Raw genomic sequence first — 23,751 nt, forward strand, 5'->3', positions numbered from 1 at the left:
GCCATGGTTAACCCTTCACCATCACGGTGTCATAACCGCTATTCAGTGCGTCGAGCAGCTGCACCCGCAGGACCTCGACGTAGCGCTCTACCTCGTCGGCGCTGCTCAGGCTCGCCGCCGAGACCCGCACCGTGGTCATCTTGGCCGCAGGTGTCGTGAGCTGGATAGCCGCTTCGAGCGCCCGCGAGGCTCTCTGCGGGATGGCGTCAAGTTCAGCGGCCCACCCCTGGAGCGGCCGAGCCTGCGCCGCCGTCAGGACGGCGGCTGCATCTGCGAGGTTGGGCTCCGCCTCGGGCCCGAGATGGTGTTCCGTGAGGAGAGCCTCGCGCTGCGCATCGCCGAGAGCCGTCCATGCTGGCTGCCGTTCGAGACCAGCTACAGCCGCCGCTCGGGCGTCGTGCAACACAACTGCTGCTGCGTGGATGGCATCGCGGAGTGCCTCGGCGAGTTCCTTGACGATCGGAGCGACTGGATCGGCCTCGGTGAGGAGATCGCGGCTCGCGGCCAGCGCGTCGAGCCGCTCACGGGCCGCCGACGCAGGCTCCAGCCCCGCGGTCGAGGATGCAAGCGAACGCGCCAACTCGAGCGAAGGCGTCCGACTCTTGAACCTCCGCTCGAGGTCCCCGAGCCGGTCGTTGAGGCTCGCGAGGTCGTCCTTCGCCGCCAGCAGGGCGTGCACGCGGTCGTTTCCTGACGTGCTCACGATCACCTGGATGCTGCCCGGCACTGTGATGTCCGGGAGCGGAGCGGGGCCGCTCACGCGTTTTGCACGGTCGACGAGCAACTTGACGGCCTGTTCGGCGGCCGAGACGAGTCCGTCGTTGTCGGTTGAGAAGCCGAGGTTGCTCAGCACCTGGCGGGCCTGGATTTTCTCGGCGGGCTTGAGCACCGTGATCTCGCGGCGGAGTTGCACGTTGCCGAGGCGGGTCTGCTTGAGTACGTCGGCCGTGGTCGCGTCGCTCCCGTTGAGGGTCGCACGGATCACTCCGGTGTCGAGGAGAACGCCGAGGGAGGCCATGAGCGCATCTCGCGGCCAGCCGAGCGGCTTCGATGTCACGGCCTTCTCGACGTCACTCGCGGACGTGCCCGCCGGGCCGACATGACTGAGAACTTCCTTGACGACACTGTGCTGCTCTGGGTCGGCGTCGTGCTGGACGGCCCTGAGCGCGTCGGCTGCCGATCCACTCCGCACGCGCGCGATGACCTGCGGCCATCGGTTGTCGTCAGCTTCGGAGAACCGCGGGAACAGACGGGTCGCAGCGGACTGTGCGCCCGCCTCGATCCGCTCGCGTAGGCTCACGCCGCTCGGCGAAGTCCCGCCCCCGAGGAGTACGTTCGCCCTGCCGATGACATCGCGGACGTGGGCGTTCACTTGGTCGGTTGCACGGTTGAGTCGGGTCTGCATCGCGCTTCGCGCCTGCTTACCCTCGTCGTCCTGCGGGATTCCCTGTTGGTCGATCACTCTCTGCGCGGCGAGCTTGTTACGGACGGCCGCGACGAACGCGGGAGCCTGGAGTCGGGGAAGATGGATGAGAACGATCGGCGAGTCAACTCCGAGGCTGCGTGCGGCCTCGTCGAACTGTTTCGCCGTGATGCCCTCGTCCCACTCGGAGCGCAGCCACACCGAGATCGCATCGGACTCCGGCGGAAGCGAGGCGTCGGCGTGCAGCGCGAGCTTGCGGGATTCCTTGGCACGGCCCTGCTGGATCGAAGCGGGTATCGACCGTCCGACCTAAGTGAGCAACAGCGAATCACGATCGGTGCTTACCTCGCTGTCCGTGACTTGAGCGTGGTGCCTGCGGAATGCCTCGTCCCACTCGCGGCCCGCCTTAGTTTGAAGGCGGAACTCCTCGCCATCCTGCTGAATGACGCCCTCCTCGGCGAGCGCTTCGAGGACCGCAGGCACCTGCTGGCGGAGCCGGTCCCCGTCGTGGGCGAGGTCCTCGACGAGGAGGTCGACGAGATGGTCTGCCTTCGCGCGGACGCCGATGTCGCCGTGGCCCGATGTAGGGAGCAGACCGATGAGGTGGATGAGGCCGAGGATGCGACCGCGCAGGGGGTCCTTCTTCCCCTGCTCGTGGATGAGCGTCTGCGTCTCCTTAAGAAGAAGGCCCGCGCCGTTGAGGTTTTCGTTCTTCTGCGAGTAGAGGAAATCCGCGCCGACCACAGTGCCCACCGATTGGGGAGCGACCTTGCGGTTCGCCTCATGCACGATGCGGAGCTGGGAACGCAGCTGACCAGCGCGGCCGGCGTCGGCCTGGCGGAGCACGCTCTCCCAGAACCGACGGCGCACAGGGAGCAGCGGGTAGTCCTCAGCGAGGTCTTTGTCGTCCGCCGCGGTGTGCTGAATCCTGCTGCCGATGAGCTGGCGGGAAATCTGGCCAGCGACCGAGGACAGCGTGCTGTCGAGACCAGGCTTCTTGGCAGGTTCCTTACTGAGGAGCACCCGGCGGACAACGGCGTCGACGTCCTGGTTCTTGAGCACGACCTCGACGGTGAAACGGTCCTGAATCTTCTGAAGCGTCGAATCAGCCGTCAACTCTTGCTGGCCCGTAGCTACAAGCAGCACCCGACCGTTCAGTTCGCGCGACACAGACTCAACGAGGTTCTGCACCTCCATCGCTCGGCCGCCGTCGCTGCTGATGTACTGCTGCACCTCGTCGAGGACGATCAGCGACGGCGGTACCTGGCCATCGCCGACGTACTCAAGAATCTTCTTGAGCAGCGCGATCGTCTCATCCGTGGAGAACGAGCGGGTATCCGGCGGGAACTGGCTGCGCAGCGCGGCACGCACGTCCTTGGCCGACGCGGCAAACTGCGGGTCGGCTGCAAGGATCGCGTTCGCGAGCAGCGTGCTGAGGTTGTACTCGCCCAGTTCCTCGACGAGGTCGCCGCCGTTGGTCGCGACGTGATCGCGAACAGCGTCGAGGTGCCCGTTCCCCGCGAGCCACAGCGCAACCTGGGCGGGAGCGACACGCGTCGGCAGTCCTGCCGCGCCGAGGACGATCGAGAGAAACACCGAGTTGAGGGTGTCGCCGCTGCGATCGAGTGCACCTGCTGCCGCCCACGGTGCGGCACCGTCGCGGCGGCCGAGAGTTGTCAGCTCCGTCAACTGGTCGTGGATGCCCTGGGGGATGTTCGTCAGACCGCGCGCGGTCGCACCGTTCGGAAACCTAGTATCGGCCCACAGGTGCTGGAGTACTCGAACGAGGTGGGACTTACCGCTGCCATAGAAGCCCGACACCCACACAGCGGGCTGCGTCGTTCGATTCCGATGTCCGGTGTAGGAATCGAGGATACGCTGGAGGCCGTGCTCGTACTCGCCCTCGCAGACGAAACTCTCCAGCTCGTACTTGAGGACGTCCCACTGGTTGGAGTCCTCGGGACGGTCCACATTGGTTACGCCGTCGTTCGGAATCTCGAAGCTGAGTGGAGGCCGGACGAAGAGGTCATTGTTGGTCGTCACGCGATGTCCTTCTGTGGATCGATGACACGGGCGCGGTAGTTGAACCCATCGCGCGCGTCGAGCAAGCGGAATGAATGAGTCTCCGGGTCGTGAAGCCCGGGGAAGAGAACGAGAAGGCGTCCGGTGACCGCGGAGTCAACGGACTTGATCACGCTTGATGCTCGCAGGAACGGGAAGATCGAACCGATGCCGACGAGTGCCAAAACTGCGTTTTCAGGTGCCGTTTCGAGAGCCTGGCGGATGCGCGCGACCAGTGTTGCCTCAAACTGATCCAGGATCGACTGAGTAAGGTCGCTCGGGTCCTCATAGAAGGCCTCCGCATGTCGGTGAGAGGACAGCCAGCGCCCGAAGTCGTCGGTGACGTCTAGTACGGCCCAGACGCGGCCAGCCTGGGTAGTCGCCAACTCAATGCTCAGCAGAGCGTGCCGCATTTGGCGTTCCAGGTCGGGCGGGTAGACGAGCATCCAGACGCGCTCACCGCCCGAGACATTGTCCTTCCATGCCAGGGGCAACTCGGCCTTGTAGGCATTGACGAGATCGGAGACGCGGCTCATGCGATGCTGCCGAAAGTCGGGAAGGACACGTCGGCCACGTTGCCCGCAACGAGCAAGTCGAGGAGGCCTTGGGTGTGCGCGTCACGCAGCGCCTCCAATGTGCGGCCGGGGGCCAGCCCCAGAATCTGCGACCAGGGGTTGTCGAGCACGCCGAGGCCACGTCCGCCGGCAAGGTGACCGAGGTAGGCCGCATATGCGATGGCAACCGGGCGGGCCTCCACCTCGGTGCGCACCTTCTTGGCGCGACCGGCGAGATGACCGGTCTGGGTCCAGCAGGCCCCGGTATTGCGCCCAGTCTTTCCAAGGGTTGAATCCGACATCTCGTTGCCGAACTGCGCGGCGACCGCGGCGGTGAGGTCTGCCGATGTCACGCCCGATCCCACCGGGAGGTCCGCGACCGCAGCAAACGAGGCGCGGAGCACCTCGTCGCGGGTGAAGGCCAGCAGCCCCGCAAGGAGCGGCCGCGACGCGGGGTCGATGTCCCAGAAGTACCGCAAAGCCGTGAACTCAGCGCGCGACAGGTCCAGGAAGTACAACTCGCGCAAGTGGCGGAACGAACGCTGCCTCCCGGCCAGAGTTGGCCGTCCGAGGACGTTGTCTTCGACCACTGCTTGGCGGTACTGGTCGGCAGGCGCATCGGATGGCACTTCACGGAGGAGTTCCATCAGGTGGGGAATGCCAATCGTATGGCTGGCAGTCGTCCGCAACGTGCCGAGCGTGAAGTCGCTCTCAGCGACATGTGAACTCGTCATCTCTCGCTCGTCCTCCTTCCGGTCGCGCATCGCGTCACACACCCGAAGCGGGGCGTTGCGAATCGGGCTCACGATGGGCTTCATCGCAGGTTCGATCTCAGCAGGAACCTCTGACATTCGAGCCTTCATGGGGTGTCGTCTCCTGCGGCGCCGCCTCGTCGCACCCAGTCGTCGATCTCGCTGGCTTGGAACTTCCAGAGGCGTCCGACTTTGTGGGCGGGCATGGCCTTCTCGGCGATCCAGGTGTAGACGGTGTCTTTGGTGACCCCGAGGTGGGCGGCGATGTCGTCTGCGGACAGCCACGGCTCAGCCACGTTGGTCCTCCCTCGCTCAATGGCCCAGTCAGGCCAACATTCACGATGATACCGATGGAGGTACGTCTTGAGTTGGGTTTCTCCGGGCGTGGCCGAACGAGGCGGGTGCGGAGAGCGGCCGATCAACGTGGGACACGCGAACGGAGCCAGATGGTCACTGACCTCTGCCACCGGCCGGGGTCGGTGTTCCAGCACAGGGTGTGGCCGGCGTCGAAAGTCTCCAGCGTCATGACTTCGCGGCGTCAGTCCCGTCTTTCCCCCGACAACCTGCGCACCCGCCGCGTCGTGTTCGGAAGTCGAGAGGCCGAGCCCACCAAGCACCTCAGCCAGGCTTTGACACTCGTGCTGATCGAGACACGAGAAGAACTCAGGGGATCGTGGTGGGTCACCGACGATCGAGAAGCAGCAGAGCACGCCGATCGGAAGGGGATCACCACCCGCGACACGATGCACATCATGGGTGAGCTCGTCTCCGAGGGGACTCTCACCGCCGTGGACGGCTTCGCCCTCATGCAGACGATGCGCGATCGCGATCGTCACATGCGGATGCCTGGCAGCCCCCGTGACCTGCAATGACAGCGGTGCCCTCTCACGAAGGCCCGGTGCCGTCACCGCTGGCGTCCCATCCGGGCACGCCGACCCAGCAGCTGCAGCTCGTTTGGCCAAGGCGCGTCGAGCTGACACCGCCCCCGAGCTCGCCCTCCGTCGCATCCTCCATGCGCACGGGCTGAGATATCGAGTCGGGTACCCGGTGCCGGGTGCGCCGCGGCGCAGCATCGACATCGCGTTCACCCGTGCTCGGTTGGCCATCTTCATCGATGGTTGTTACTGGCACGGATGCCCCCAGCACTCGACCGCCCCCAGGAACAACACCGGCTGGTGGCAGGACAAGTTCGCCGCCAACGCGGCGCGTGATGCCGACACGAACCGGCTTCTCGTCGAAAGAGGGTGGACGGTCATGCGCGTCTGGGAGCACGAGGACCCAGACACGGTGGCGAGCCGGGTCTTGGCGGCTCTGCACGGGTAACCTCGGGCCCATGCCCCAGTGCAAGCCTCGCAAGAAAGACCTCCCCCACGGTTTCGAGCCGGCCTCGAGCTCAGCCTGGATACTTCGCCGTGCCAGCACCGGCGAAGGCTTCCTGTGGCAGGGCCAAACTCACGACGGCCCTGAGGGGCAGCTGTGGCACTGCACGGCCGATGGGTGGGCGAGCGAAGCTCGTCCGAGTGCGATGCCCGACGAAGTGAGCGTGTTCGACGTCCCGGCGAACGTCGCGATGTGGGTGTGCGGATTCCCCGAGGACGAGGTGCTGCACCGACTCCGCACGGCTGGCGACGGAGAGCCCGACGAGCACGACTGGGCCTTCTCCACCAAGCAGTTCGAGTCGCAGGACGACGAGTTCCCTGGCTCCTGGGAGGCGTCGGCACGCCGGTATGTATGTGTCGACGGCAGGCGAGTCCAGTTCGCCGAACCCAGCGGGGCCCCGTTCCTCACACAGAATGACGCGCCCGTGGGCGTCACACTCGCCACGTTCCACTGGGGAAGCGAAGACGGCATGATGAGCGGCGCCTCCAGCTGGACCCTCACCCAGGTCAGCCCCACCCGCGCCATCGCGAGCGCCGACGGTGACGCCACCGCCCCGCCCGTCGAGATGGCCCTCACCTCCGAGTGCCTCGCCGAAGTGGTCGCGCGCTGGCTGGCTGACGTCGAAGGTGGTGCGATCGGAGTGCCGTTGGCCGCAGCGATCGAGCTCGAACCCTTCGATGCCGCCGGGCAGTTGCCCGACGCCGAACGTCGCTCGTGGGAGAGCCTCCTGGTCGATCTGCGCTCCGGGTACGGCACCACGCTCGAGTGCACCATCGCCCTCGATGGCGACGACAGAGAACACCTACGCAACATCCTCGCCGAGGATGACGAGTACCGCGCGATTCGCGACGCCCTGGCGAACCCGGCGAAGCACGATGAATGGCTGCGGGCACAGCTTCAGCAAGACGATCCCTACGACCTGGACGACTGATCCACGGCCGTCAGCGTTGCTGCCGGCGTTCTCTCCTCGGCGCCCCTGGGCCGTAGTCGAGTTGCGGGTCGCGCCGCGCTGACTGCACGATCTCGTCGAGGTCGGCGTCGCCGGCGTCCTCCCAGTACGCCGCATGGCCCAGGGCAGCGATCGTGCCCAGCCTTTCCGCCGGGTAGAGGACGCCACCACGTTCGACGATGCGGGCCATGCCGTTGCCCAGCCCCACGACATAGCGCTCGTCGCCCATGTTCGCCGTGAGCTCGAAGGCGTAGAAGTCCCCCGCGAGCCAGAGACACCCTGCGCCACCGTCGCACTCGAGTTGCCCGCACTCTCCGCAACGGCGCACCGAGCCCGACGCGATGCGACGCGCCTCCCCTGCGTCGAACTCATCGACCCGCGTGACGGCGCGGACCCACGACACGTCGCTGTCAGAGACCACGTCAGCCGCGTGGAGTTGCACGACCTCGCCGACCGTGACGGGAGCGCCGGCGTCCGCAGTCCACGGTTCGTGACTCCACACCCAGACGGCGTCACCACTCGGCACGCGCAGTTGGAGGAAGCCGTCGACGACCGACAACACCTCCGTCTGGGCAGAATTGCTCGACGCATGCACCGACCGCATCCGAGGCGGGCTCATCTCGTGCCCACCCCCGACCCAGCACTCGTGGTCGGGGCCGTACCCATTGATCCTCGTGATGTCCACTCGTCGACCTCTCCTTCTTCCCGGCGCGCGGGGCGCCACCCGTCAGCCCGGGTTGCGCTGCGTTCCTCAAGTGTCTGCCAGCTCCGCCACCGCATCGAACGCCAGGGCGCGGGCAGCGGGGGTGTGGTCCTGCCCCGATGGCAGCGAGCGACAGTTGCGTTCGCCATGCTCGAACATGGGCATGCTCGGCCACACGAACGGGCCGATGCCCCACCGATCCGGGGCCTCGCCGTCGGGCATGCGCCACCCTACGTCTGCGATGAGTTCGCGGATCATCTCGAACATGTGCTCCTGCGGAAAAGCGGACGCGATGAGCAGCGCGTAGAGCGTGCGCGCGCAACGCTCGAACTCGCTCTCCTTCGCCGGTACCAGTGCGGCAGCCACATCGCGCTCCAACTGCTCCAGCTCGCCCGCAGGGATCGCCTTCGCGGCGGCCTCCCCACCCTTCGTCAGCACGAACTCGCCGCGATAGTGACGCGCGAAGCCCATCGTCTTCAACGACTCGTGCAGCGCCCTCACCGGCTCGATGTCCATCTCGCGGCAACTCTTGCGATGCGTCCAGGTTCCCGGCTCGTCGACGATCGCGCCGACCGCGTCCGGCTTCAAGTAGCCCGCCTGCGTCAGCGGCAACGCGCCCTCCGCGAGCATGCCGATGAGTATCACCCACGAGCGCAACGCGTAGGCGCGCTCTGCATCCGTCGGTTCGACCTGCTCCCTGCGGGCCCGCGACACCGAACCGAGCAATACCACCTGCGCACGCGGCGACGCCCGCCGCAACGTCTGGCCGAGCATCGGCGACGGATCCACCGCCCCCTCTTCAGCGATCCTCTGAAGAGCCTCCTCCTCCTTCGACAGCGCGACGACCGCGGCGTTCGCCTCGTCGACCGAGAAGCGCGGCAGATCCCAGCCCGGCGGCACCCACTCCGCCAACTCCCGTGGCAAGGTGCGCGCCTTGTGCCCCTGGACGAGTTCGTTGTACTGCCACGGTCCGCCCGAATCCTCCAACGGGCATGCGTACCGGCCGGCGACGCACTCCGCGAGCGAGCCGTCGGCGTCAGGTGCACCGCTCGTCGCGAGCTCGAAGACCTTCTCGAGCTTGATCGTGCGCACCCAGTCGTCACCGAAGTCATACACGTAGAACACGCGATCGCCGGGAGCGCGCAGCACCTGATCGAGCACGACCTCGGTCTCGACGCCCGACGCTTCGTCGAAGTCGTCGCCCTCCTCGACGTCCCACTCACTCGCCAGGTACGGCCCGCCCCAGATGTCCTTCTTCGGTCGAGCGTGAAGCGGTGCAGGTGCGCGTCCGCCCAGCCGAGCGCCGCCTGGAGGACGTCGTGGAACTGCGCCATCGTGCCGTCGCTGCGGACCTCGAAGCGGCGCCAGACGGCTGGCTCCACCTCATCGACGTCGACACGGACGGTGAGGAGCCGCACGCCATCACGGGCAGGCGGCAACGTCACCTGCGGCCGCGGCGGTGGTGGTGTGAAGAACCGGCGCGCGATGCCTCCCGTCGAGCCCGCGGGCGCCCCCTGCGGGGAGGCCGAACGCCGCGCCGGGCATGCCGCCGGCGCCTGACGCGTGCTGGTTGCCGCCGGCCTGCGGTGGCAGCCCGAGCTCACGGGCGACGTCAGGCCAGTTCTCCCCATCGTTCAGCTGCTCACGAAATGACTGGATGAACGCCTCGACCGACGGGTCGTCAAAATCAGCCATGCCCCCATCGTGTCATCGACTCGACCCCGAGACGCGCTGGCGACACTGCGGCCCCAAGGCTCGCTCGCCGGACTCGACAGGAGGCCACTGGACCCGCGAGAACCTTTTCGGCCATCAGCGCTTCCGCTTCCGGGCGATCCGGGCCTGCGGGCCGCGTCATGCACAACACCGTCGCTGTTCGGGCAAGGAGGGCCGCCCGGACACTAGGGTTACTGAGATGCGCCCCGGTCACGTCTTCCTCGTCCACGGCCACCTGCAGGACGTCACGTGTGACGCCATCCTGCTACCGACCGACACCTCCTTCAGCGTGGCACCGTACTGGGTGGACCTCATCGGCGATCAGCCCCAGCGCCCTGCCGGCTGGCCGCACGACGGGCGCGTCTCGCCCGACATCTTCTGGTTCGTCGACGTCACTGACGACAACCGCGTCGCGCTGGACGCCGCCTTGCTCCGCGCCCGCCTGCGCGAACGCGTGGCGCAGATCGCCACGGCACTCGCGGGGCGCTCCGTGGTGCGCGGCCGAGCACAACACCTCGTGACACTCCCGTTGATCGGCGCCGGCGGCGGTGGTCAGCCGGCCGGGACCATGGTCGCCGCAGTGCTCGATGAACTGGCGGCACTCACAGATCAGCATCCCCTCGACTTCGCCGTCGTCGTCCCCGAACGCCCGATCTTCGAGGCGCTGCAGCGTCACCGGCGAGAGGGTCACACTTCTTCGCCTGACGACCTCGCAGCCCGACTCGGGCGTCGCGCGCGCGAGGGAAGCCTGTCGCTCATGATCGGCGCCGGCGTCAGCATGGGCGCTGGGCTGCCCAGCTGGGACGGGCTGCTGAAATCCGTTGCCGTGACGCTGCCCGACCACGCTCGCGAGGCGGTCATGAAGACAGGCGAATCCGATGCTGAGGCACCGGAGTTTCGCGACGACTTCTCCGCGCTCTCACCCCTGGATCAGGCGCAGCTCCTCGAGGCGCTCCTCGGAACCGCACTGGGACGAGAGGTCGTCGCGGCGGCGTCTAACCGCGACAGCAAGGGTCGCCGGCGGCCGGCACTCGGGCATCTGCTGCTCGCCGGGCTCCAGTGCCGCCAGGTCGCGACGACGAACTACGACGACCTGTACGAGACCGCCGTTCGATCCCAGCAGGGCAGCGACATCGCCAAACTGCCGTACCAGCGGCCCGTGCACGCGCAGCCATGGATCCTCAAGATGCACGGAGACGTCGAGCATGAGGGCGACATCGTCCTCACTCGATCGTCGTTCGTCGCCTACGACGGTCGTCATCGCCCCGCAGGCTCACTCTTCCAGAGCATGCTCATGACGAGCCACGTCCTCTTCGTCGGCGTCTCCCTGACCGACGACAACGTCCTCCGGCTCACCCACGAGGTGGCCCACTATGTCGACGGCGCTCTCAGCGGAAGTGAAACGGCGACGACCCCCGACGCCGCCCTCCTCGGGACGGTGCTTACCCTCGCCCCCGACGTGCACCGCCGCCGGCTCTGGCAGGGAAGCCTCGAATGGCATGCCGTCGGCGAGGACGACACCCGCGTCCCCGACAACGCGCGACACCTCGAGATCCTCCTCGACAGCATCGCCATGTGGGCTGTTCCCGAAATCGCCTGACTACCGGGACCGCGTCACCCCTCCTGCGAGCGCCACATGTCGAAGCGCGCCATGAGCTGAAGGAAGTCACGGCCGACGGCCTCATAGGTGCGGTTGAGATCGAATCGATCACCCACGTCAGGGCCGGCCTTCCAGACGTGCCCCGTGGTCTCGAAGGCGAGGACGGGTGCCGCGTGGTCCCTGCCCGGCTGCTTGGCACACGCGAACCAGAAACGCCACTCGCCCATGCCGCTCGGCGAGTCCTTCGACGCAGCACGTCGATGCGGGTGGATGCTGGGCACCGCGTCGAAGGCTGCTTGGCGCACGCCGTCGCCAGAGGCCGAGCTCGAGAAGACGCCGTTGAGCATGCGCACACCATGACGCTCGAAGGCTCGCGACGCGGTGAGATGGGCAATCGCCCGGTATGTCAATGACTCCGGCGTCGAACGGGGCACGCTCGATGGCGAGCCCAGACGCGTCACCTCTTCGACCCACCGAACGAACTCTCGGGGCTCCCGCGTGAGCACGTCGAGCCAGTTCGCCTTCTGCCCCCACGGATCGAACGGCGCCACATGCACACGTCCTTCGTAGTTGCAGCGCACCGGCGTGCTCTCGCGGCGCGGATCCCACAGGACGACCTCGTCGTACATCCCGCCGCCCGCATGCATCTCGAGAATCTGCAGGTGTGGATGGCGGCGGACGACCTCCGCCATGAAGCGCCAGGCGGCCGCCTGCTTGACGTCGAAACGGATGGCCAGAGACGCATCCCCGAGCACCTTCTCCGCACGATCATCCATCTGGTTCTCCCCCGGCATGCGTCCTCCACGTTTTTGTGTCTTATTGACATATTACCGCCTACTTACTTATTGTCGAGTCGACCCATCGAAGTACTGGAGGTACCGATGGCCCGTTCTCACCTCACCACGCCGCAGCGCGACCGAGCGGCGGGCGTCCTCGTCGCACTGGCCTGCGGCGACGCACTCGGCGTCCCCTACGAGTTCGGCAGCCCCCTCACCGACGAACGTCCCGCAATGATCGGCGGCGGTCTCGGACCCTACGCCCCAGGCGAATGGAGCGACGACACCCAGATGGCGATCTGTGTCGCCCGCGTGAGCGCGGAGGCCGACGAACTCGATGACGCGGCCCTCACCCGGATCGGACACGCCTTCAGCGACTGGCTGAGGACCGGCGCCACCGACGCCGGCAATCAGACCCGCGCAGTGCTGGGAACGGTGGAGACCGGGCGCGCGAGCAGCGCACCGGACGAAACCTCGCATCAGGACTACGTCGACGCGGCTCGTTCCTTCACGCGCACGCACGAGCGCTCCGCCGGGAACGGGGCACTGATGCGCAACGGCATCGTCGGGCTGACGGCTCTCGACAACCGCGAACTCACCGCCGCGAACGCCAGGCGGATCGCGGAACTGACGCACGCCGACCCCCTCGTCCTCGACTCGTGCGTCCTCCACGCCGAGACCATCCGACACGCCGTCCTGACGGGCGAGTACGACATCGCGGCCGGCCTCGACCTCCTGCCCGAAGAACGCCGCGGCCAGTGCGCGAATGGCTCGAGTCAGCCACCCTCACAGACCCCTCCACGATCGATGCGAACGGCTCGACGTTCGGCGCACTGCGCGCCGCGCACGCCGCCATCACGCGGACACGTGTCCTGCGATACAGCACGTTCGAGGGTGGTAACCGGCATCACGCCCGCGCCGCCATCGAGGCAGCGGCCAGCGCCGGCAATGACACCGACACCGTCGCTGCCATCACGGGCGCCATGGTCGGCGCCCTCTACGGCGTCTCTGCGATTCCTGCCACCTGGCGACGACGCGTCCACGGTTGGCCCGGAATGCGTGCCCGCGACCTCGTGACGCTCGCGCTGCGCACTGCAACCTCTTCAGCCGAGACCGAGTGGCCCCTCCAGAGCCGATCGTCCGTGCCGCACGGACGCAGCGAGGTGCCGCTCCCGTTCGACACCGGCGTGCTCCTCGGATCTCAGTCGCGCCTCCACGACACCCAGGCCGACGCCGTGGTCTCCCTCTCCCGCATCGGCGTCGAGGACCGGCTGTTCTCCGACGCCGCGCCCGAGAACCACGTCGAGTTCTGGCTCGTCGACTCTGACGACCGCGCACAACACAACGACCTCGCAGCATCCCTCGAGGACGCCGCTGACACGCTCGCCGAGCTACGTGCCGAAGGCCACACCGTACTGCTGCACTGCGTCCACGCTCACCACCGCACGCCCTCAGTCGCCTTGATCTACGGCGTCAAGCATTGCGGCCTGGGCGTCGACGAGGCCGAACACGCCATCCTGTCGACACTCGACGTGCCCAGCATCAGTGGCTTGCTGTGGGACACAGCCTCCCTCATCGCCCGGCGCGCCCAGGCGGATCGCCGCAGGGCCCAGGAGATCAGTGGTGAGATCACACGCGAACCCAAGGGCTGGTACGACGACGAACTGACCTCGCTCGACGATGTCGACTCGGACCTCTCGCCGGTCTACGTGGCCTCCATGATGGGGGACATCAGCTCTGACGAGTACGCGCTCTGGTTCAACTCGTTCGCGGCGAAGGCAGCCGCGCGGGAGGACACCACTGCGAATCGGCCCGTCGACGGCCGAGGTTCGGAAAGCCCCTGACCGCCCATGGCCTGAAGCCGCAACAGTCGTTGTCACGATCGGACCGCGCGTTCGCCCGACACGCCCAGGACCTGAGCGCCAGCAAGTGTCCGGCCATGGTGTGCTCAGGGACAGCGACTACTCGGCGAGCGAGCCGTACCTCAACACGTGATCGTCGGCGCCGCCCGAACACTCGGGCAGATGCAGCTCGATGAGCTGCGCCAGCGTCAGCACGTAATGGCGCGCGCAGAAGAGTTGCGCGTCGCCGCCGCCGGCGTGCTCGGCGAACACGACGTAGTGCGTCGGGCTCTCGGTGCACACGCACTCGTTCCACGTGCAGCGGGTGCTATCGCCGTCGTCCAACTCGTCGAAGTCGGTGTCGCCGAAGCCGAGTTCGTGAATCGCGTTCGTCATGCCAGCTCCTTCATCGTCGCCTCGACGGCGCTGACGCCACGCGCCAACTCGTCACGCGTCAGCTCCTCGTCGGTGTTGAACCAGCGCGCCCACTTCAACCGGAAATCCTGCTCGGCTCGCCTACGCGCGACGCTCGTCTCGGCCTCCTCGGCGCGGAAGACGAAGCTCGCGCCATCCACGTCCGTCGACACCGTGACGAACGAATCCTCCACGGGCACAGCGATACCCGACACCATGCCCTGTGCGCGCACGGCGATCCACCGGCGTGACGCAGGCACATCGTCGGCGAACTCGTCCGTGACGAACGGCGCCACCTCACCCCATGCGAGCGCCCGCTCGACGGCGAACGCCGACACCTGGGCGCCCCCTTCGGAGTAGCCCCACACGTAGGCCGAGCCGACGCCGCTCTCCGCGTTCGCAAACCATGTCTGCGCCGACTCGACGTCGGGCTTCACCGCGAGCCACTTCACGACGACCTGCGACGGGTCTTCGTCCGAGGTCTCGTGGTACTCGTGCAGAAAACCGTCCGCGTTGCGCTCGCTCTTGGCCGCCAACCACGCCGGTGCGTCGAAGGCCACGATCTCGAACGGCACGAGCGGCTTCGGCGAGAGCCGCGCCACCCACTCGCGAATCGCCGCAACGCTGTCGAAGACCGACAGCAGCGCTGTCTGCTCACCCATCGCGACGACGTCAGCCTCCGCGCGCTCGAGTTGCGAGTCGACATCGTCGCCCGCCCACTCATCGCTGCGCGGCTCCGACGCCATGAGCGCATCGCGACGCTGCAACCACGCGAACCACGCGGCGAGAGGCTGCGCATCGTCACCGGTCTCGAACGTCAGGTCATCACGAAATTTCACGACAGCCCCCGCATCACGACACACGAACGTCGGCTCACCGGCCGGGCCGCCGTCGACGGATGCGAGACACAGTTCGTACGTGACGAGCTCGCGCTCCTCGTCGAACGCGTCGAGACGCCACAACGCCGGCAGCTCCACCGCGTCCGCATCGTCGCCCTCGATGGTGGCGGCGACGAGATCCGACGGCGTCACCCGCGCCCACTGCGGCTGCTCACCCTGAGGCCACCACGCCTGCTGCGGCCCAGCCTCCTGCAGCGGGCGCGCCTCACCCCTCGTCACACTCATGCCATCCACCCCTCGTCGCTCGACGACCGACTCATTCGGCCTGCTCACAACGTAGCCCCCAGCGGTGACAACGCCCGTGCCCTCGCGATGGAGCGCCCTTGATCGGCGCAGCAGACCTCGTCATCAGGGGCCACCGTCGAACGGCGGGACACGAACACCTCCGCGTCTCGCCGCGCGCACCCGCCGGTCCGCTCCAGGTAGGCGCGGCGACCATAAGTTCGGTTGTAAGTTCAGCTCTCGCCACACTGATCGGGGACGGTGAACCGTTGCAGCGCAAGGCTTTTGCCTCGAACTTATAATCGACCGCGAACTATGAGTTCAGCTCCGTGCGCCTTCTGCTCAGGGAACCTCGACGAACGTCGTCACCGTCGTGACGGCTGGTCGGCGCGGCGTCGAGCTGAATCCGAAGCCGGGCTCAGGGGTGACGTCCGCGAGCGCTCCGACGTCCTCGCCCGCCCACGTGCCGCGCACGGCCGTGACGGCGCGCAGATCCTGCGCGAGATAGAACTCGCGACGCCCGTTTCCGGCCGTCCCCGCCGTGCGAACCCCCGGCATGAGCACGCGCGCGAACGGGTCGATCGCGCGTGCCGTGCCCGGGTGAACGAGCGCCCCACGAATCGGCCACAGCGGCCACGCGAGCGCGAGACGACGACCGAACGTCAGGCTCAGATCCAACTCACCGGCCATGATGTTCCACGTGAAACCAGCCCCCGTGGCGCCGTCGATCGCGACGTCGACGACCGTCACGTCGTCGAACTGATAGGTCGCACAGACGTATTCGGCCACCTCGTCGTTCGGGGCGAGCAGCTCCCGTCGCCCGTCGGGGTGCGCCACCATGACGTCCGCGAAGGATCCCCACGGCGAGCGCGTCCACCGTCCGACGACGAAACGTCGACCCGATGCCGTCCCCACGCCGGCGATGTGCCCGTCGAACCTGTCGCGTCGCATGCGTCCACCATCACTCATGCCCCCATCGTCCCTGTTCCGCCGCGCCACGTCACCCACCCCGACGTCGGGCACCCGCGATGTCGACGAAACGCCCAGGCAAGCGTGGGTGATCTCACGACGCTGCTGGTCGCAGCCCCCCAGCGCGCCGGGGGATAATTCGAGGGCACCCCCACCGACGAAACCGACGAAAGAGGCTTGATGTCGACGTCCCCCGCACCACGAGGTACCTACCGCGCGGAGGACGGCACGCCCGTCGAGTTCGCCGACGCCCTGAAGGTCTGGACGCGCATCGCCTACGAGCGTCTGCAGCAGGTCGCGACGCACTACAACGGCCTCATCACCTACAAGGAGCTCGCGCAGCACGTGCAGCGCGAATCGGGCATCCACACCTCGTCGACGCCGGCGAACATGGTCGGCAAGATCCTCGAACTGTGCGCCGTGCAGGCCGCCACCGCCGGCGATCCGCCGCTGACGTCGCTGTGCCTCAAGACCGACGGCACCGTCGGCACCGCCTACTGGCGCACGCCCATCGCCGAGGGCCTGACGATGCCCGAACTCGTCGGCGAACCCGACGTCGAAGCGGACGCCGCCGAACACCGCCTCATGTGCTACCGCGCCTACGCCACCGACCTGCCCGAGAGCGGCGGCGTCGCACGCATCCCCGAGCAGGTCATCGTGCGCCGCGAACGCGCCGACCGCGCCGCCGAACGCACCCGCGCCGCGAAGCGCGAGGACGAACCGCAGCCCGTCTGCCCATCATGCTTCACGCAGCTGCCCGCCAGCGGCGTGTGCTGGCAGTGCGACTGACGCAACATCAGGACGCGTGAACGTCCCGTCGACGGATGTCGGCGGGGCATCGTCCACCCCGGGCGGTAGGTGCCTCGGACTCAGACGTGTGTGAGTCAGGCGTGCTCGTGCTGGCGCTTGCCGCGGAAGTGCTTGACGACGAAGAAGGCGATGATGCCGACGAGCAGGGCGATGCCGATCCAGTTCGCGAAGCGCTCGACCGATTTGTACTGGCTGCCGGCGATGTAGCCGATGAGGACGAACGCCGTCGCCCAGATCGACCCGCCGAGCGCGTTCCAGAACACGAATTTCACGTACGGCAACCCGCTCATGCCCGCGGCACCGGGGATGAGGGCGCGCAGCGCGGCGGTGAAACGCCCGAAGAACACCGATTTGCCGCCGTGACGGCGCAGCGCGTCCTTCGCGTTCTCCATCTTGCGCTTGTCGAGCAGGCGGGCGGGCAGCTTGCTCAGGATCTGCTCACCCCAACGCTTGCCGACCTCGTAGCCGATCGAGTCGCCGATGACGGCCCCCGCGATCGACGCCACGAGTACCGCCCACACGGGCAGCTTGCCCTGATTCGCGACGACCCCCGCGAGCACGACGCCGATCTCACCCGGCACGACCACACCGACGAACGCCGACGCCTCGAGCGCAGGAAAGAGGAACGCGCACACGAGGACGAGCCACGGCGGCAGGTTGAGGATGAACTCGAAGATGCTCGACACGAGGGCACAGCGTACGGCTCCACACTGCAAGCCGCCCGCGAGCGCCGCGCTGCCGCATCGGCCACGCATCGTCCGCGCGGCGACGTCGCGCCCGGCGCCCACCCCGCCATCTGCGCCGCAGTTGCACGCGAACACCGTTGCGCGACAGGCTGGAAACAACCAGGTGGCATCAGCCACGACCCCGCGCGAAGGAGCAGGTCATGACAGCGAACACGTACGACGTCAAGGACAAGGTCGTCATCGTGACGGGCGCCGGCACCGGCATCGGCGCCGCCATCACCGATGCGTTTCTCGACAACGGCGCCACCGTCGTCGTCGCCGGGCGCCGCAAGGAGAAGCTCGACGAGGTCATCGCCGGGCGCGACAACGCCCTCGCCGTGCAGACCGACGTGTCGAAGCACGACGACGTCGCCGCCCTCGTCAAGACGGCCGTCGACACGTATGGCCACCTCGACGTCGTCATCAACAACGCCGGCCAGCACGTCGGCGGTGACGTCACCGAGACGAGCGACGAAGACTTCGCCGCCGCCTACGGCACCAACGTCGACGGCTTCTTCTACATGCTCAAGGAAGCGCTGCCCGAACTGGCGAAGACGAACGGCTCGATCACCGTCGTCACGAGCGTCAGCGGCATCGGCGGCGACTGGGGCCAGCCCGTCTACAACTCGACGAAGTACGCGCTCAGCGGCCTCATCCAGAGCGCCGCCCTCGACTGGGGCGCCAAGGGCGTGCGCATCAACGGCATCGCGCCCGCCTTCACCAAGACGCCGATGACGGCGGACATGGCCGACAGCGACGACGACCTGCAGCCCTTCGTCGACCGCCTCGCGCTCGGCCGCGTCGGTGTGCCCGAGGACCTCGCCGGCATCGCGCTGTTCCTGTCGACCAAGGACGCTCAGTACATCACCGGCCAGATCATCCCCGTCGACGGCGGCACGACCGCCTCCAACGGCCAGCCGCGCCGCTGACGCATCGGCGGCTCTCCCCGAGCGAATGACGGGGAGAGCCGCTGCGGTGCGCCGTTTCCGCGTTCTCGTCCGGCCGGACTCGACGGAGCGTCAGCTCGTCGGCTCGTCGACGCCGGGTTCGTCGGCGTTGGTGACGACCGCGTGTGGGTACTCGTCGGAGCGCATGCCGCCCCTTCTCGAGGCGAGCCAGCACGAACGTCGCGTGAACCTTGGGTACTGCACACGCCGAACCACCACGCGGCGCCCACGTGTGATGTGCTCGTGGTGAACCCACAGGCAGCACGCTGACCCCGGGAGACACCATGGCCCGTATCCGCTCACTCACCCTCGCGTCGTTCGGTGCGCTGACGCTCGCCCTGGCGGCATGCGGCGGCTCCGGCGACACGACCGCCGACTCCACCCCACCCAGCGCGCCGAGTACCTCGCCCTCACCGAGATCCTCGACGTCAGCCTCCTCGACGACCTCGACGCCAGCTGCTGCTACGTCGACATCGTCGTCCGCCACGTCGGCGTCCTCACCAGCTACCAGCGCGAGCGCGTCGTCAGGTCCCTCGGAACCGTCCGCGACGTCGCCCTCCCCGGCCGGTTCTTCGTCCCGAGCATCGAACACCGCGCGATCGTCGGCCCCTGCCACCATCGCCAGTGCCCCCACCGTCAGCACGACCGTCTGGCCCGACGCATCGTGGAACGTGCCGACCCTCGACAACGACGGCTGCAGCATGGGCTTCGATTCGTCCTCACCCAGCGCCGATGTCAGCCCCTACTCCAAGACCGGCAAGTCCTTCACGTGCGGGGCGATCGCCGCCGGTCTCATCGCGTGCCAGAAGGAGAAGGCGACCGGAAACGTGCTGTGCCTGCAGAGCCTCGAACAGAAGATGGCGGTACGGTTCCCGTCGAACGTCTCGAAGATCCGGCCGCGCGACCCCGGCGAGCAGCCGACTCCCCTGCAGGTGAAGCTCACCAACGGGGCGACGTGTTCCGCTGCGTCGCACGACCAGACGACGCACTACCAAGACCGTCGCAGCTGGCTTTACTGCGACAACGCCGGCGACGCAGTGCTGTTGCTGCCCAAGGATTTCGACCCTACGAAGGGTGCTGGGCAGAAATACTTCGACAAGACCAACGCGACGTGGACTGCGCAGTACAGCGTCAACAACATGGCCCCGAAGACGGTGGCCGTGACGAAGGTTGTCTACGCACCGTGACCGCGGTGCGACGTCATGGGCGGTGCTGACGCGCGCGCCGACCGCGGCGCCCGCGCTGCCCCCGGCAAGCACCGGCAGAAGACCGACGAAGAAGGCGCACACGAGGGCGTTGATTCCAATTTGCGCGGGCCATGCGATCACTGGATCCCACCTCGCAGGGTGAGTAGAACTACTCACGGCCGAGGCATGATCGAGACGTCTGCATCACGCGCATGGAAGGACAAGTGACGTGGCGAAGAACCAGGACAAGAACGCCTCGAGCGACGACCCGGGCCCGTCGGTCAAGGACGACGAGATGTACGAGGCGCTGCGGCGCGAGGGCAACAGCAAGGAGAAGTCGGCCCGCATCGCCAACGCGGCCGCGAACTCGTCACGCAGCACCGTCGGACGCAAGGGCGGCGAGCACGGCAGCTACGACGACTGGACCGTCGACGAACTGCGTGAGCGCGCCCGCGAGCTCGAGGTCGAAGGCCGCAGCACGATGACGAAGGACGAACTCATCGAGGCCCTGCGCGACGGGTGACGCCCGGCGCTCAGACGGCGGTTTCGACTGGACGCCCACCGTCTCGGCTGCCTCTCGGCGGATCGCCCACCTCGGCGCGCCGTTCGGGCAGCCGAGCGCGAGACCTCGCTCTCACATGTCATGAGGCACTCAGCGGGCGTTCTGGCGGCGTGCCTAGGCTGGGGACAAATCCGTTGTTCTCCAAGCGAATCGGGGTCAGCATGAGCACCATCACGACGAAGATCGCCGACACGCTGGGCAAGCTGCCGGATCAGACGGCCGCCTTCCTCGCGGACGGTTACCTGTTCCAGAGCCGCGTCCGCGAGGCGCGCGGGCGCGACGCCGGCGACGGGCGTCCGCTCGGTCTGCGCATGCTCGGCAAACCAGCCCTCCTCGTGCGCGGGCGCGAAGGCGTCGAGCTGTTCTACGACACGACCCGCATGAAGCGTGACGGCGCGATGCCGCTGCCCATCCGCGGCCCTCTGTTCGGCAAGGGCGCCGTCCACGGCCTCGACGACGACGAGCACCGTCACCGCAAGGCCATGTTCGTGCGCATCGCGTACGACGACGCTCAGGTGCGCCGTCTCATGCCGTACCTCGAGGACGAGATGCGCAAGACGCTGGAGCGCTGGGTCGAGGCACCCGGCACGGTGTACGACGGCAGCGTCATCACATACGGACGGGCCGCGCTGCGCTGGGCCGGCATCCCCGGTGACGACGCCGAGCTCGACGTCTGGGCCGAGCGCCTCGGCCAGATCGTCGACGGGTTCGGCAAGAAGAGCCCCGCCCACGTCGAGGCGTGGCTCAACCGCCGCCGCTGCGACGCGTGGGCCGCCGACCTCGTCGCGCGCACGCGTCGCGGTGAGATCACGCCCGCCGAGGGCACCGCGCTCGCTGAGGTCGCCAAGCAGACCCACCTCGACGGCTCCCTGCTCGACGAGCACACGGCCGGAGTCGAACTGCAGAACGCCACTCGACCGACGATTGCGGTCGCGCGTTTCGCCGCCTTCGCGGCGCGTGCGCTCGTCGAGCATCCCGAGTACCGCGAGCGCATCGCGGGCGAGGTGGTTTCACGTGGAACGTTGCTCGGGAATCCGACGGCCGTCGCGTTCGCGCAGGAGGTGCGTCGCACGTCGCCGTTCGTCCCGATGCTGCCGGCGTTCGCGCGCGACACGTTCGAATGGGGCGGGCAGAAGATCCGCAAGGGCCAGCGCGTGCTCATCGACGTGCTCGGCACGAACACCGACCCCAGCGGCTGGGAGCGCGCAGACAGCTTCGAGCCGGAGCGCTTCCTCGGGGTCGAGGACGCCGAGCAGATCGAGAACTTCATCCCGCAGGGCGGCGGCGACGTCGCGACCGGGCACCGCTGCCCCGGCGAGAAGATCGCCGTGACGGCACTGTCGGTGACGATCTCCGGTCTGTGCACGCCCGGTGTCGAGATCGACCCCAAGGGTCTCGACTTTTCCTGGACGCAGCTGCCCACGATGCCGGGCAACGGCGCCCGGGTGCGCGTCACCCGTCAGGCCTGACAGGACGAGCAGATCCTCCGAATCGGACGCCGGGCCGGGCCGCCGCAGCGCGACTCGGCGCGGCGTTCGGCGTCTTGCCGGCGGTGGGGGTTTCGCCGACGCCGGGCGGCAGCCGTCAGCCCCTGGCCGGCTGCGGTGCGCCGGGGTAACGCCAGTTGAAGACGACGTTGCCGGAGCCGTCGACGCACTTCGCCGGCGCGGCACCCTGCGTCACCATGATGTCCGGATTGTGCGAGCACGTGTAGGCGTCGACGCGCGCCTCGCTGCCCTTGGCTGACGCGGGCGTCGCCTCGTACTTCTGCATGGCCGAGCGCGCTTCGACGCACGTCACGCCGTGCCGGTCATAGATACGTGAGGACCCCGCGTAGCAGTCCGTGGCGTCGGGCCTCGACGTCTTCTCCGGCGGCAACGAGGAGGCGGAGCCGCCCAGGTCGATCGAGGCGCGGCCGATGGGCTTGTCGGCCGAACCGGATGCGGCCGACGGCGCCGACCCGCTCGGCGTCGCGTCGGCGGCGTCACTCTTCGTCGAATCGGTGGCCTTCGACACGGCGTCCTCGACGGCGCCGCACCCGGTCAGCATGACGGTGAGCGCCGCGGCCAGCGCGACGCCTCCCCTGCGCATGTGGTTCATTTTTCTTTCCCTCCCCGTGGCTTGATCGGGAGATATCGTCGCAAAGACTGGCGTACACGGCCAATGTCGCCGTCGGCGTTTTCCCTGCGTTTCACGTGAAACATCGCTCATACTTCGCTGAGAACGCCGTGCCACGACGACCGAAGGAGGCCCCGTGCCTGAGGGCGACACCGTCATGTGGGCTGCGGCGCGCCTCAACCGCGCCCTGCTCGGGCAACGCCTGACGCGCACCGATCTGCGCACGCCGCGGCTCGCGACGGTTGATCTCTCGGGGCGCGAGTGCCTGCCCGTCGTCACGCACGGCAAGCACATGCTGCATCGGCTCGAGGGTGGCGTGACGATCCACTCCCACTTCAAGATGGAGGGCCGCTGGAGCCTGCTGCCAGCCCCGTCGACCCTCCAGGGACGCGCCGCTGCCGGCGCCGAGGCCGACGTCCGACGCGCCGTCACCGCCCACACGACGCGGGCGCTGCTCTACACCCCGCGGACGCTCGCCGTCGGCTCGAAGCTCGGGGTGCTCGACGTCCTCGAGACCGCGCGCGAGTGCGACGTCGTCGGGCACCTCGGGCCCGATCTGCTCGCCGATGACTGGGACGGCGGCGGGCGCGGGCGGGCGCTGGACAACCTGCGCGCACAGCCCGAACGCCCGGTCGGTGAGGCGTTGCTCGACCAGCGGCTCGTCGCCGGTCTCGGCACATTCTGGATCAGCGAGATGCTGTGGGTGCACCGCATCCTGCCGTGGACGCAACTCGCCGCGATGCCGGACGGGGTGCTCGAGGCGGTGCTCGACGACGCGCGACGCCTCATGCTCGTCAGCGGACGCACCGGGGTGCAATCGTCGACGGGTGACGCCCGCGCGGGGCAGGACCGCTACGTCCACGCCCGGTCGGGGATGGCGTGCCTGCGCTGCAACGACACGATCCGCGTCGCGATGGCCGGCGACCCCGGGCGCGAGCGGACCCTGTTCAGCTGCCCGACGTGCCAGGGCGGTCTGGCACCGAACGACGACGGCCGGCCACAGGGCGTGCTGCGCGAGCGCAAGAAGACGGGCAAACGCTACAAGGGATGACGGTGCAACGTGGGGGTGCGGCATCCACCCTCACGGGTCATTGCCGACGGTGCTCGCGCGCGGGTAGCGTCCTGAACAAGCCAGTGCTGCACCAC

At 67.9% G+C, this 23,751-nt stretch carries 25 protein-coding genes and 2 pseudogenes; 12 read left to right on the forward strand and 15 right to left on the reverse strand.

Features of this window, described 5'->3' with window-relative positions; all coding sequences use genetic code 11:
* Positions 1-7: 7 nt before the first annotated feature.
* From ABH936_RS02215 to ABH936_RS02235, 5 genes are all read right to left on the reverse strand, one after another.
* Positions 8-1,462, reverse strand: coding sequence for a hypothetical protein (locus tag ABH936_RS02215; RefSeq protein ID WP_404602466.1), 1,455 nt, complete (start codon positions 1,460-1,462; stop codon positions 8-10).
* A 270-nt stretch (positions 1,463-1,732) separates the two neighbouring features.
* Positions 1,733-3,466, reverse strand: a complete 1,734-nt coding sequence (gene brxC / locus ABH936_RS02220) for a BREX system P-loop protein BrxC (protein ID WP_404602468.1) — start codon at positions 3,464-3,466, stop codon at positions 1,733-1,735.
* Positions 3,463-4,020, reverse strand: a complete 558-nt coding sequence (locus tag ABH936_RS02225; RefSeq protein ID WP_404602470.1) for a BREX protein BrxB domain-containing protein — start codon at positions 4,018-4,020, stop codon at positions 3,463-3,465. Before ABH936_RS02225 ends, brxC begins: the two co-directional genes overlap by 4 nt.
* On the reverse strand, positions 4,017-4,901 hold the full coding sequence (locus ABH936_RS02230; protein WP_404602472.1) for a hypothetical protein: 885 nt from the start codon (positions 4,899-4,901) through the stop codon (positions 4,017-4,019). Before ABH936_RS02230 ends, ABH936_RS02225 begins: the two co-directional genes overlap by 4 nt.
* Positions 4,898-5,086 (reverse strand): helix-turn-helix domain-containing protein, encoded by a 189-nt coding sequence (locus ABH936_RS02235; protein WP_129392770.1) that lies wholly within the window; start codon positions 5,084-5,086, stop codon positions 4,898-4,900. The genes ABH936_RS02230 and ABH936_RS02235 overlap by 4 nt, the downstream gene beginning before the upstream one ends.
* A gap of 150 nt (positions 5,087-5,236) precedes the next feature.
* Here ABH936_RS02235 and ABH936_RS02240 point away from each other — a divergent pair, with 150 nt between their 5' ends.
* The 3 genes from ABH936_RS02240 to ABH936_RS02250 all read left to right on the forward strand — a co-directional run bounded on the left by ABH936_RS02240 (position 5,237) and on the right by ABH936_RS02250 (position 7,101).
* Positions 5,237-5,662 (forward strand): hypothetical protein, encoded by a 426-nt coding sequence (locus tag ABH936_RS02240; protein ID WP_404602475.1) that lies wholly within the window; start codon positions 5,237-5,239, stop codon positions 5,660-5,662.
* Positions 5,649-6,113 (forward strand): very short patch repair endonuclease, encoded by a 465-nt coding sequence (locus ABH936_RS02245; protein ID WP_404602477.1) that lies wholly within the window; start codon positions 5,649-5,651, stop codon positions 6,111-6,113. The genes ABH936_RS02240 and ABH936_RS02245 overlap by 14 nt, the downstream gene beginning before the upstream one ends.
* Before the next feature lie 220 nt (positions 6,114-6,333).
* Positions 6,334-7,101 (forward strand): hypothetical protein, encoded by a 768-nt coding sequence (locus ABH936_RS02250; protein WP_404602479.1) that lies wholly within the window; start codon positions 6,334-6,336, stop codon positions 7,099-7,101.
* Positions 7,102-7,111: 10 nt separating this feature from the next.
* Here the strand turns inward: ABH936_RS02250 and ABH936_RS02255 are convergent, their stop codons facing one another.
* The 4 genes and pseudogenes from ABH936_RS02255 to ABH936_RS02270 form a co-directional block, all read right to left on the reverse strand.
* A complete protein-coding gene (locus ABH936_RS02255) occupies positions 7,112-7,714 on the reverse strand; it encodes a hypothetical protein (RefSeq protein ID WP_404602481.1) in 603 nt (200 codons plus the stop codon).
* Positions 7,715-7,870: 156 nt separating this feature from the next.
* Positions 7,871-9,118, reverse strand: a complete 1,248-nt coding sequence (locus ABH936_RS02260) for a plasmid pRiA4b ORF-3 family protein (protein WP_404602638.1) — start codon at positions 9,116-9,118, stop codon at positions 7,871-7,873.
* Positions 9,076-9,267: pseudogene (locus ABH936_RS02265) on the reverse strand (hypothetical protein); the annotation flags it as partial. The pseudogene ABH936_RS02265 and the gene ABH936_RS02260, both read right to left, overlap by 43 nt.
* Positions 9,245-9,517, reverse strand: coding sequence for a hypothetical protein (locus ABH936_RS02270; RefSeq protein ID WP_404602483.1), 273 nt, complete (start codon positions 9,515-9,517; stop codon positions 9,245-9,247). The gene ABH936_RS02270 and the pseudogene ABH936_RS02265, both read right to left, overlap by 23 nt.
* A gap of 217 nt (positions 9,518-9,734) precedes the next feature.
* Here ABH936_RS02270 and ABH936_RS02275 point away from each other — a divergent pair, with 217 nt between their 5' ends.
* Positions 9,735-11,135 carry an SIR2 family protein gene (locus tag ABH936_RS02275; protein WP_404602485.1) on the forward strand — a complete coding sequence of 467 codons (1,401 nt, stop codon included), beginning with the start codon at positions 9,735-9,737 and terminating at the stop codon, positions 11,133-11,135.
* Positions 11,136-11,149: 14 nt separating this feature from the next.
* Here the strand turns inward: ABH936_RS02275 and ABH936_RS02280 are convergent, their stop codons facing one another.
* Positions 11,150-11,911, reverse strand: coding sequence for a hypothetical protein (locus ABH936_RS02280; RefSeq protein ID WP_404602487.1), 762 nt, complete (start codon positions 11,909-11,911; stop codon positions 11,150-11,152).
* Positions 11,912-12,016: 105 nt separating this feature from the next.
* Between ABH936_RS02280 and ABH936_RS02285 the strand changes: the two are divergent.
* Both ABH936_RS02285 and ABH936_RS02290 read left to right on the forward strand, forming a co-directional pair.
* Positions 12,017-12,873: pseudogene (locus ABH936_RS02285) on the forward strand (ADP-ribosylglycohydrolase family protein); the annotation flags it as partial.
* Positions 12,874-12,966: 93 nt separating this feature from the next.
* Positions 12,967-13,755 (forward strand): hypothetical protein, encoded by a 789-nt coding sequence (locus tag ABH936_RS02290; protein ID WP_404602644.1) that lies wholly within the window; start codon positions 12,967-12,969, stop codon positions 13,753-13,755.
* A 117-nt stretch (positions 13,756-13,872) separates the two neighbouring features.
* Here the strand turns inward: ABH936_RS02290 and ABH936_RS02295 are convergent, their stop codons facing one another.
* From ABH936_RS02295 to ABH936_RS02305, 3 genes are all read right to left on the reverse strand, one after another.
* The gene (locus ABH936_RS02295; protein ID WP_239303905.1) at positions 13,873-14,148 is read right to left on the reverse strand and encodes a hypothetical protein; all 276 of its coding nucleotides are present in this window, start codon (positions 14,146-14,148) and stop codon (positions 13,873-13,875) included.
* Positions 14,145-15,290 carry a hypothetical protein gene (locus ABH936_RS02300; protein ID WP_404602489.1) on the reverse strand — a complete coding sequence of 382 codons (1,146 nt, stop codon included), beginning with the start codon at positions 15,288-15,290 and terminating at the stop codon, positions 14,145-14,147. The genes ABH936_RS02295 and ABH936_RS02300 overlap by 4 nt, the downstream gene beginning before the upstream one ends.
* 339 nt (positions 15,291-15,629) lie before the next feature.
* Positions 15,630-16,256 (reverse strand): hypothetical protein, encoded by a 627-nt coding sequence (locus tag ABH936_RS02305; RefSeq protein ID WP_404602491.1) that lies wholly within the window; start codon positions 16,254-16,256, stop codon positions 15,630-15,632.
* A gap of 180 nt (positions 16,257-16,436) precedes the next feature.
* Here ABH936_RS02305 and ABH936_RS02310 point away from each other — a divergent pair, with 180 nt between their 5' ends.
* Positions 16,437-17,045 (forward strand): hypothetical protein, encoded by a 609-nt coding sequence (locus ABH936_RS02310; protein WP_006944651.1) that lies wholly within the window; start codon positions 16,437-16,439, stop codon positions 17,043-17,045.
* 95 nt (positions 17,046-17,140) lie between these two features.
* Here ABH936_RS02310 and ABH936_RS02315 read toward each other — a convergent pair whose 3' ends face one another.
* Entirely contained in the window at positions 17,141-17,752 is a 612-nt protein-coding gene (locus ABH936_RS02315) for a DedA family protein (RefSeq protein ID WP_237723840.1), read from the reverse strand.
* A 200-nt stretch (positions 17,753-17,952) separates the two neighbouring features.
* Between ABH936_RS02315 and ABH936_RS02320 the strand changes: the two genes are divergently transcribed.
* From ABH936_RS02320 to ABH936_RS02335, 4 genes are all read left to right on the forward strand, one after another.
* Positions 17,953-18,720 (forward strand): SDR family NAD(P)-dependent oxidoreductase, encoded by a 768-nt coding sequence (locus tag ABH936_RS02320; RefSeq protein WP_062256652.1) that lies wholly within the window; start codon positions 17,953-17,955, stop codon positions 18,718-18,720.
* 689 nt (positions 18,721-19,409) lie between these two features.
* On the forward strand, positions 19,410-19,925 hold the full coding sequence (locus ABH936_RS02325) for a hypothetical protein (protein WP_404602495.1): 516 nt from the start codon (positions 19,410-19,412) through the stop codon (positions 19,923-19,925).
* 295 nt (positions 19,926-20,220) lie between these two features.
* Positions 20,221-20,448 carry a Rho termination factor N-terminal domain-containing protein gene (locus ABH936_RS02330; protein WP_062256670.1) on the forward strand — a complete coding sequence of 76 codons (228 nt, stop codon included), beginning with the start codon at positions 20,221-20,223 and terminating at the stop codon, positions 20,446-20,448.
* 200 nt (positions 20,449-20,648) lie between these two features.
* Complete coding sequence (locus ABH936_RS02335) at positions 20,649-21,956, forward strand: cytochrome P450 (protein ID WP_115296752.1); 1,308 nt, start codon at positions 20,649-20,651, stop codon at positions 21,954-21,956.
* Between the two features lie 115 nt (positions 21,957-22,071).
* On the opposite strand, the gene ABH936_RS02340 is transcribed toward ABH936_RS02335, so the two are convergent.
* Complete coding sequence (locus ABH936_RS02340; protein WP_115296753.1) at positions 22,072-22,587, reverse strand: hypothetical protein; 516 nt, start codon at positions 22,585-22,587, stop codon at positions 22,072-22,074.
* A gap of 154 nt (positions 22,588-22,741) precedes the next feature.
* Here ABH936_RS02340 and ABH936_RS02345 point away from each other — a divergent pair, with 154 nt between their 5' ends.
* Entirely contained in the window at positions 22,742-23,656 is a 915-nt protein-coding gene (locus tag ABH936_RS02345) for a DNA-formamidopyrimidine glycosylase family protein (protein WP_006944653.1), read from the forward strand.
* The last annotated feature ends 95 nt before the right edge of the window (positions 23,657-23,751 follow it).

The sequence above is a fragment of the Dermacoccus sp. GAS27A genome, assembly GCF_044909235.1.
Classification (GTDB): Bacteria; Actinomycetota; Actinomycetes; order Actinomycetales; family Dermatophilaceae; genus Dermacoccus; species Dermacoccus nishinomiyaensis.

Excerpts from the sequence above, each read along its gene's own strand:
- ABH936_RS02225 (WP_404602470.1), bottom strand. The coding sequence starts at position 4,020 with ATGAGCCGCGTCTCCGATCTCGTCAATGCCTACAAGGCCGAGTTGCCC.
- ABH936_RS02230 (WP_404602472.1), bottom strand. The coding sequence starts at position 4,901 with ATGAAGGCTCGAATGTCAGAGGTTCCTGCTGAGATCGAACCTGCGATG.
- ABH936_RS02240 (WP_404602475.1), top strand. The coding sequence starts at position 5,237 with ATGGTCACTGACCTCTGCCACCGGCCGGGGTCGGTGTTCCAGCACAGG.
- ABH936_RS02270 (WP_404602483.1), bottom strand. The coding sequence starts at position 9,517 with ATGGCTGATTTTGACGACCCGTCGGTCGAGGCGTTCATCCAGTCATTT.
- ABH936_RS02275 (WP_404602485.1), top strand. The coding sequence starts at position 9,735 with ATGCGCCCCGGTCACGTCTTCCTCGTCCACGGCCACCTGCAGGACGTC.
- ABH936_RS02280 (WP_404602487.1), bottom strand. The coding sequence starts at position 11,911 with ATGGATGATCGTGCGGAGAAGGTGCTCGGGGATGCGTCTCTGGCCATC.
- ABH936_RS02290 (WP_404602644.1), top strand. The coding sequence starts at position 12,967 with ATGCGTGCCCGCGACCTCGTGACGCTCGCGCTGCGCACTGCAACCTCT.
- ABH936_RS02295 (WP_239303905.1), bottom strand. The coding sequence starts at position 14,148 with ATGACGAACGCGATTCACGAACTCGGCTTCGGCGACACCGACTTCGAC.
- ABH936_RS02300 (WP_404602489.1), bottom strand. The coding sequence starts at position 15,290 with ATGAGTGTGACGAGGGGTGAGGCGCGCCCGCTGCAGGAGGCTGGGCCG.
- ABH936_RS02305 (WP_404602491.1), bottom strand. The coding sequence starts at position 16,256 with ATGAGTGATGGTGGACGCATGCGACGCGACAGGTTCGACGGGCACATC.
- ABH936_RS02310 (WP_006944651.1), top strand. The coding sequence starts at position 16,437 with ATGTCGACGTCCCCCGCACCACGAGGTACCTACCGCGCGGAGGACGGC.
- ABH936_RS02320 (WP_062256652.1), top strand. The coding sequence starts at position 17,953 with ATGACAGCGAACACGTACGACGTCAAGGACAAGGTCGTCATCGTGACG.
- ABH936_RS02330 (WP_062256670.1), top strand. The coding sequence starts at position 20,221 with ATGTACGAGGCGCTGCGGCGCGAGGGCAACAGCAAGGAGAAGTCGGCC.
- ABH936_RS02335 (WP_115296752.1), top strand. The coding sequence starts at position 20,649 with ATGAGCACCATCACGACGAAGATCGCCGACACGCTGGGCAAGCTGCCG.
- ABH936_RS02340 (WP_115296753.1), bottom strand. The coding sequence starts at position 22,587 with ATGAACCACATGCGCAGGGGAGGCGTCGCGCTGGCCGCGGCGCTCACC.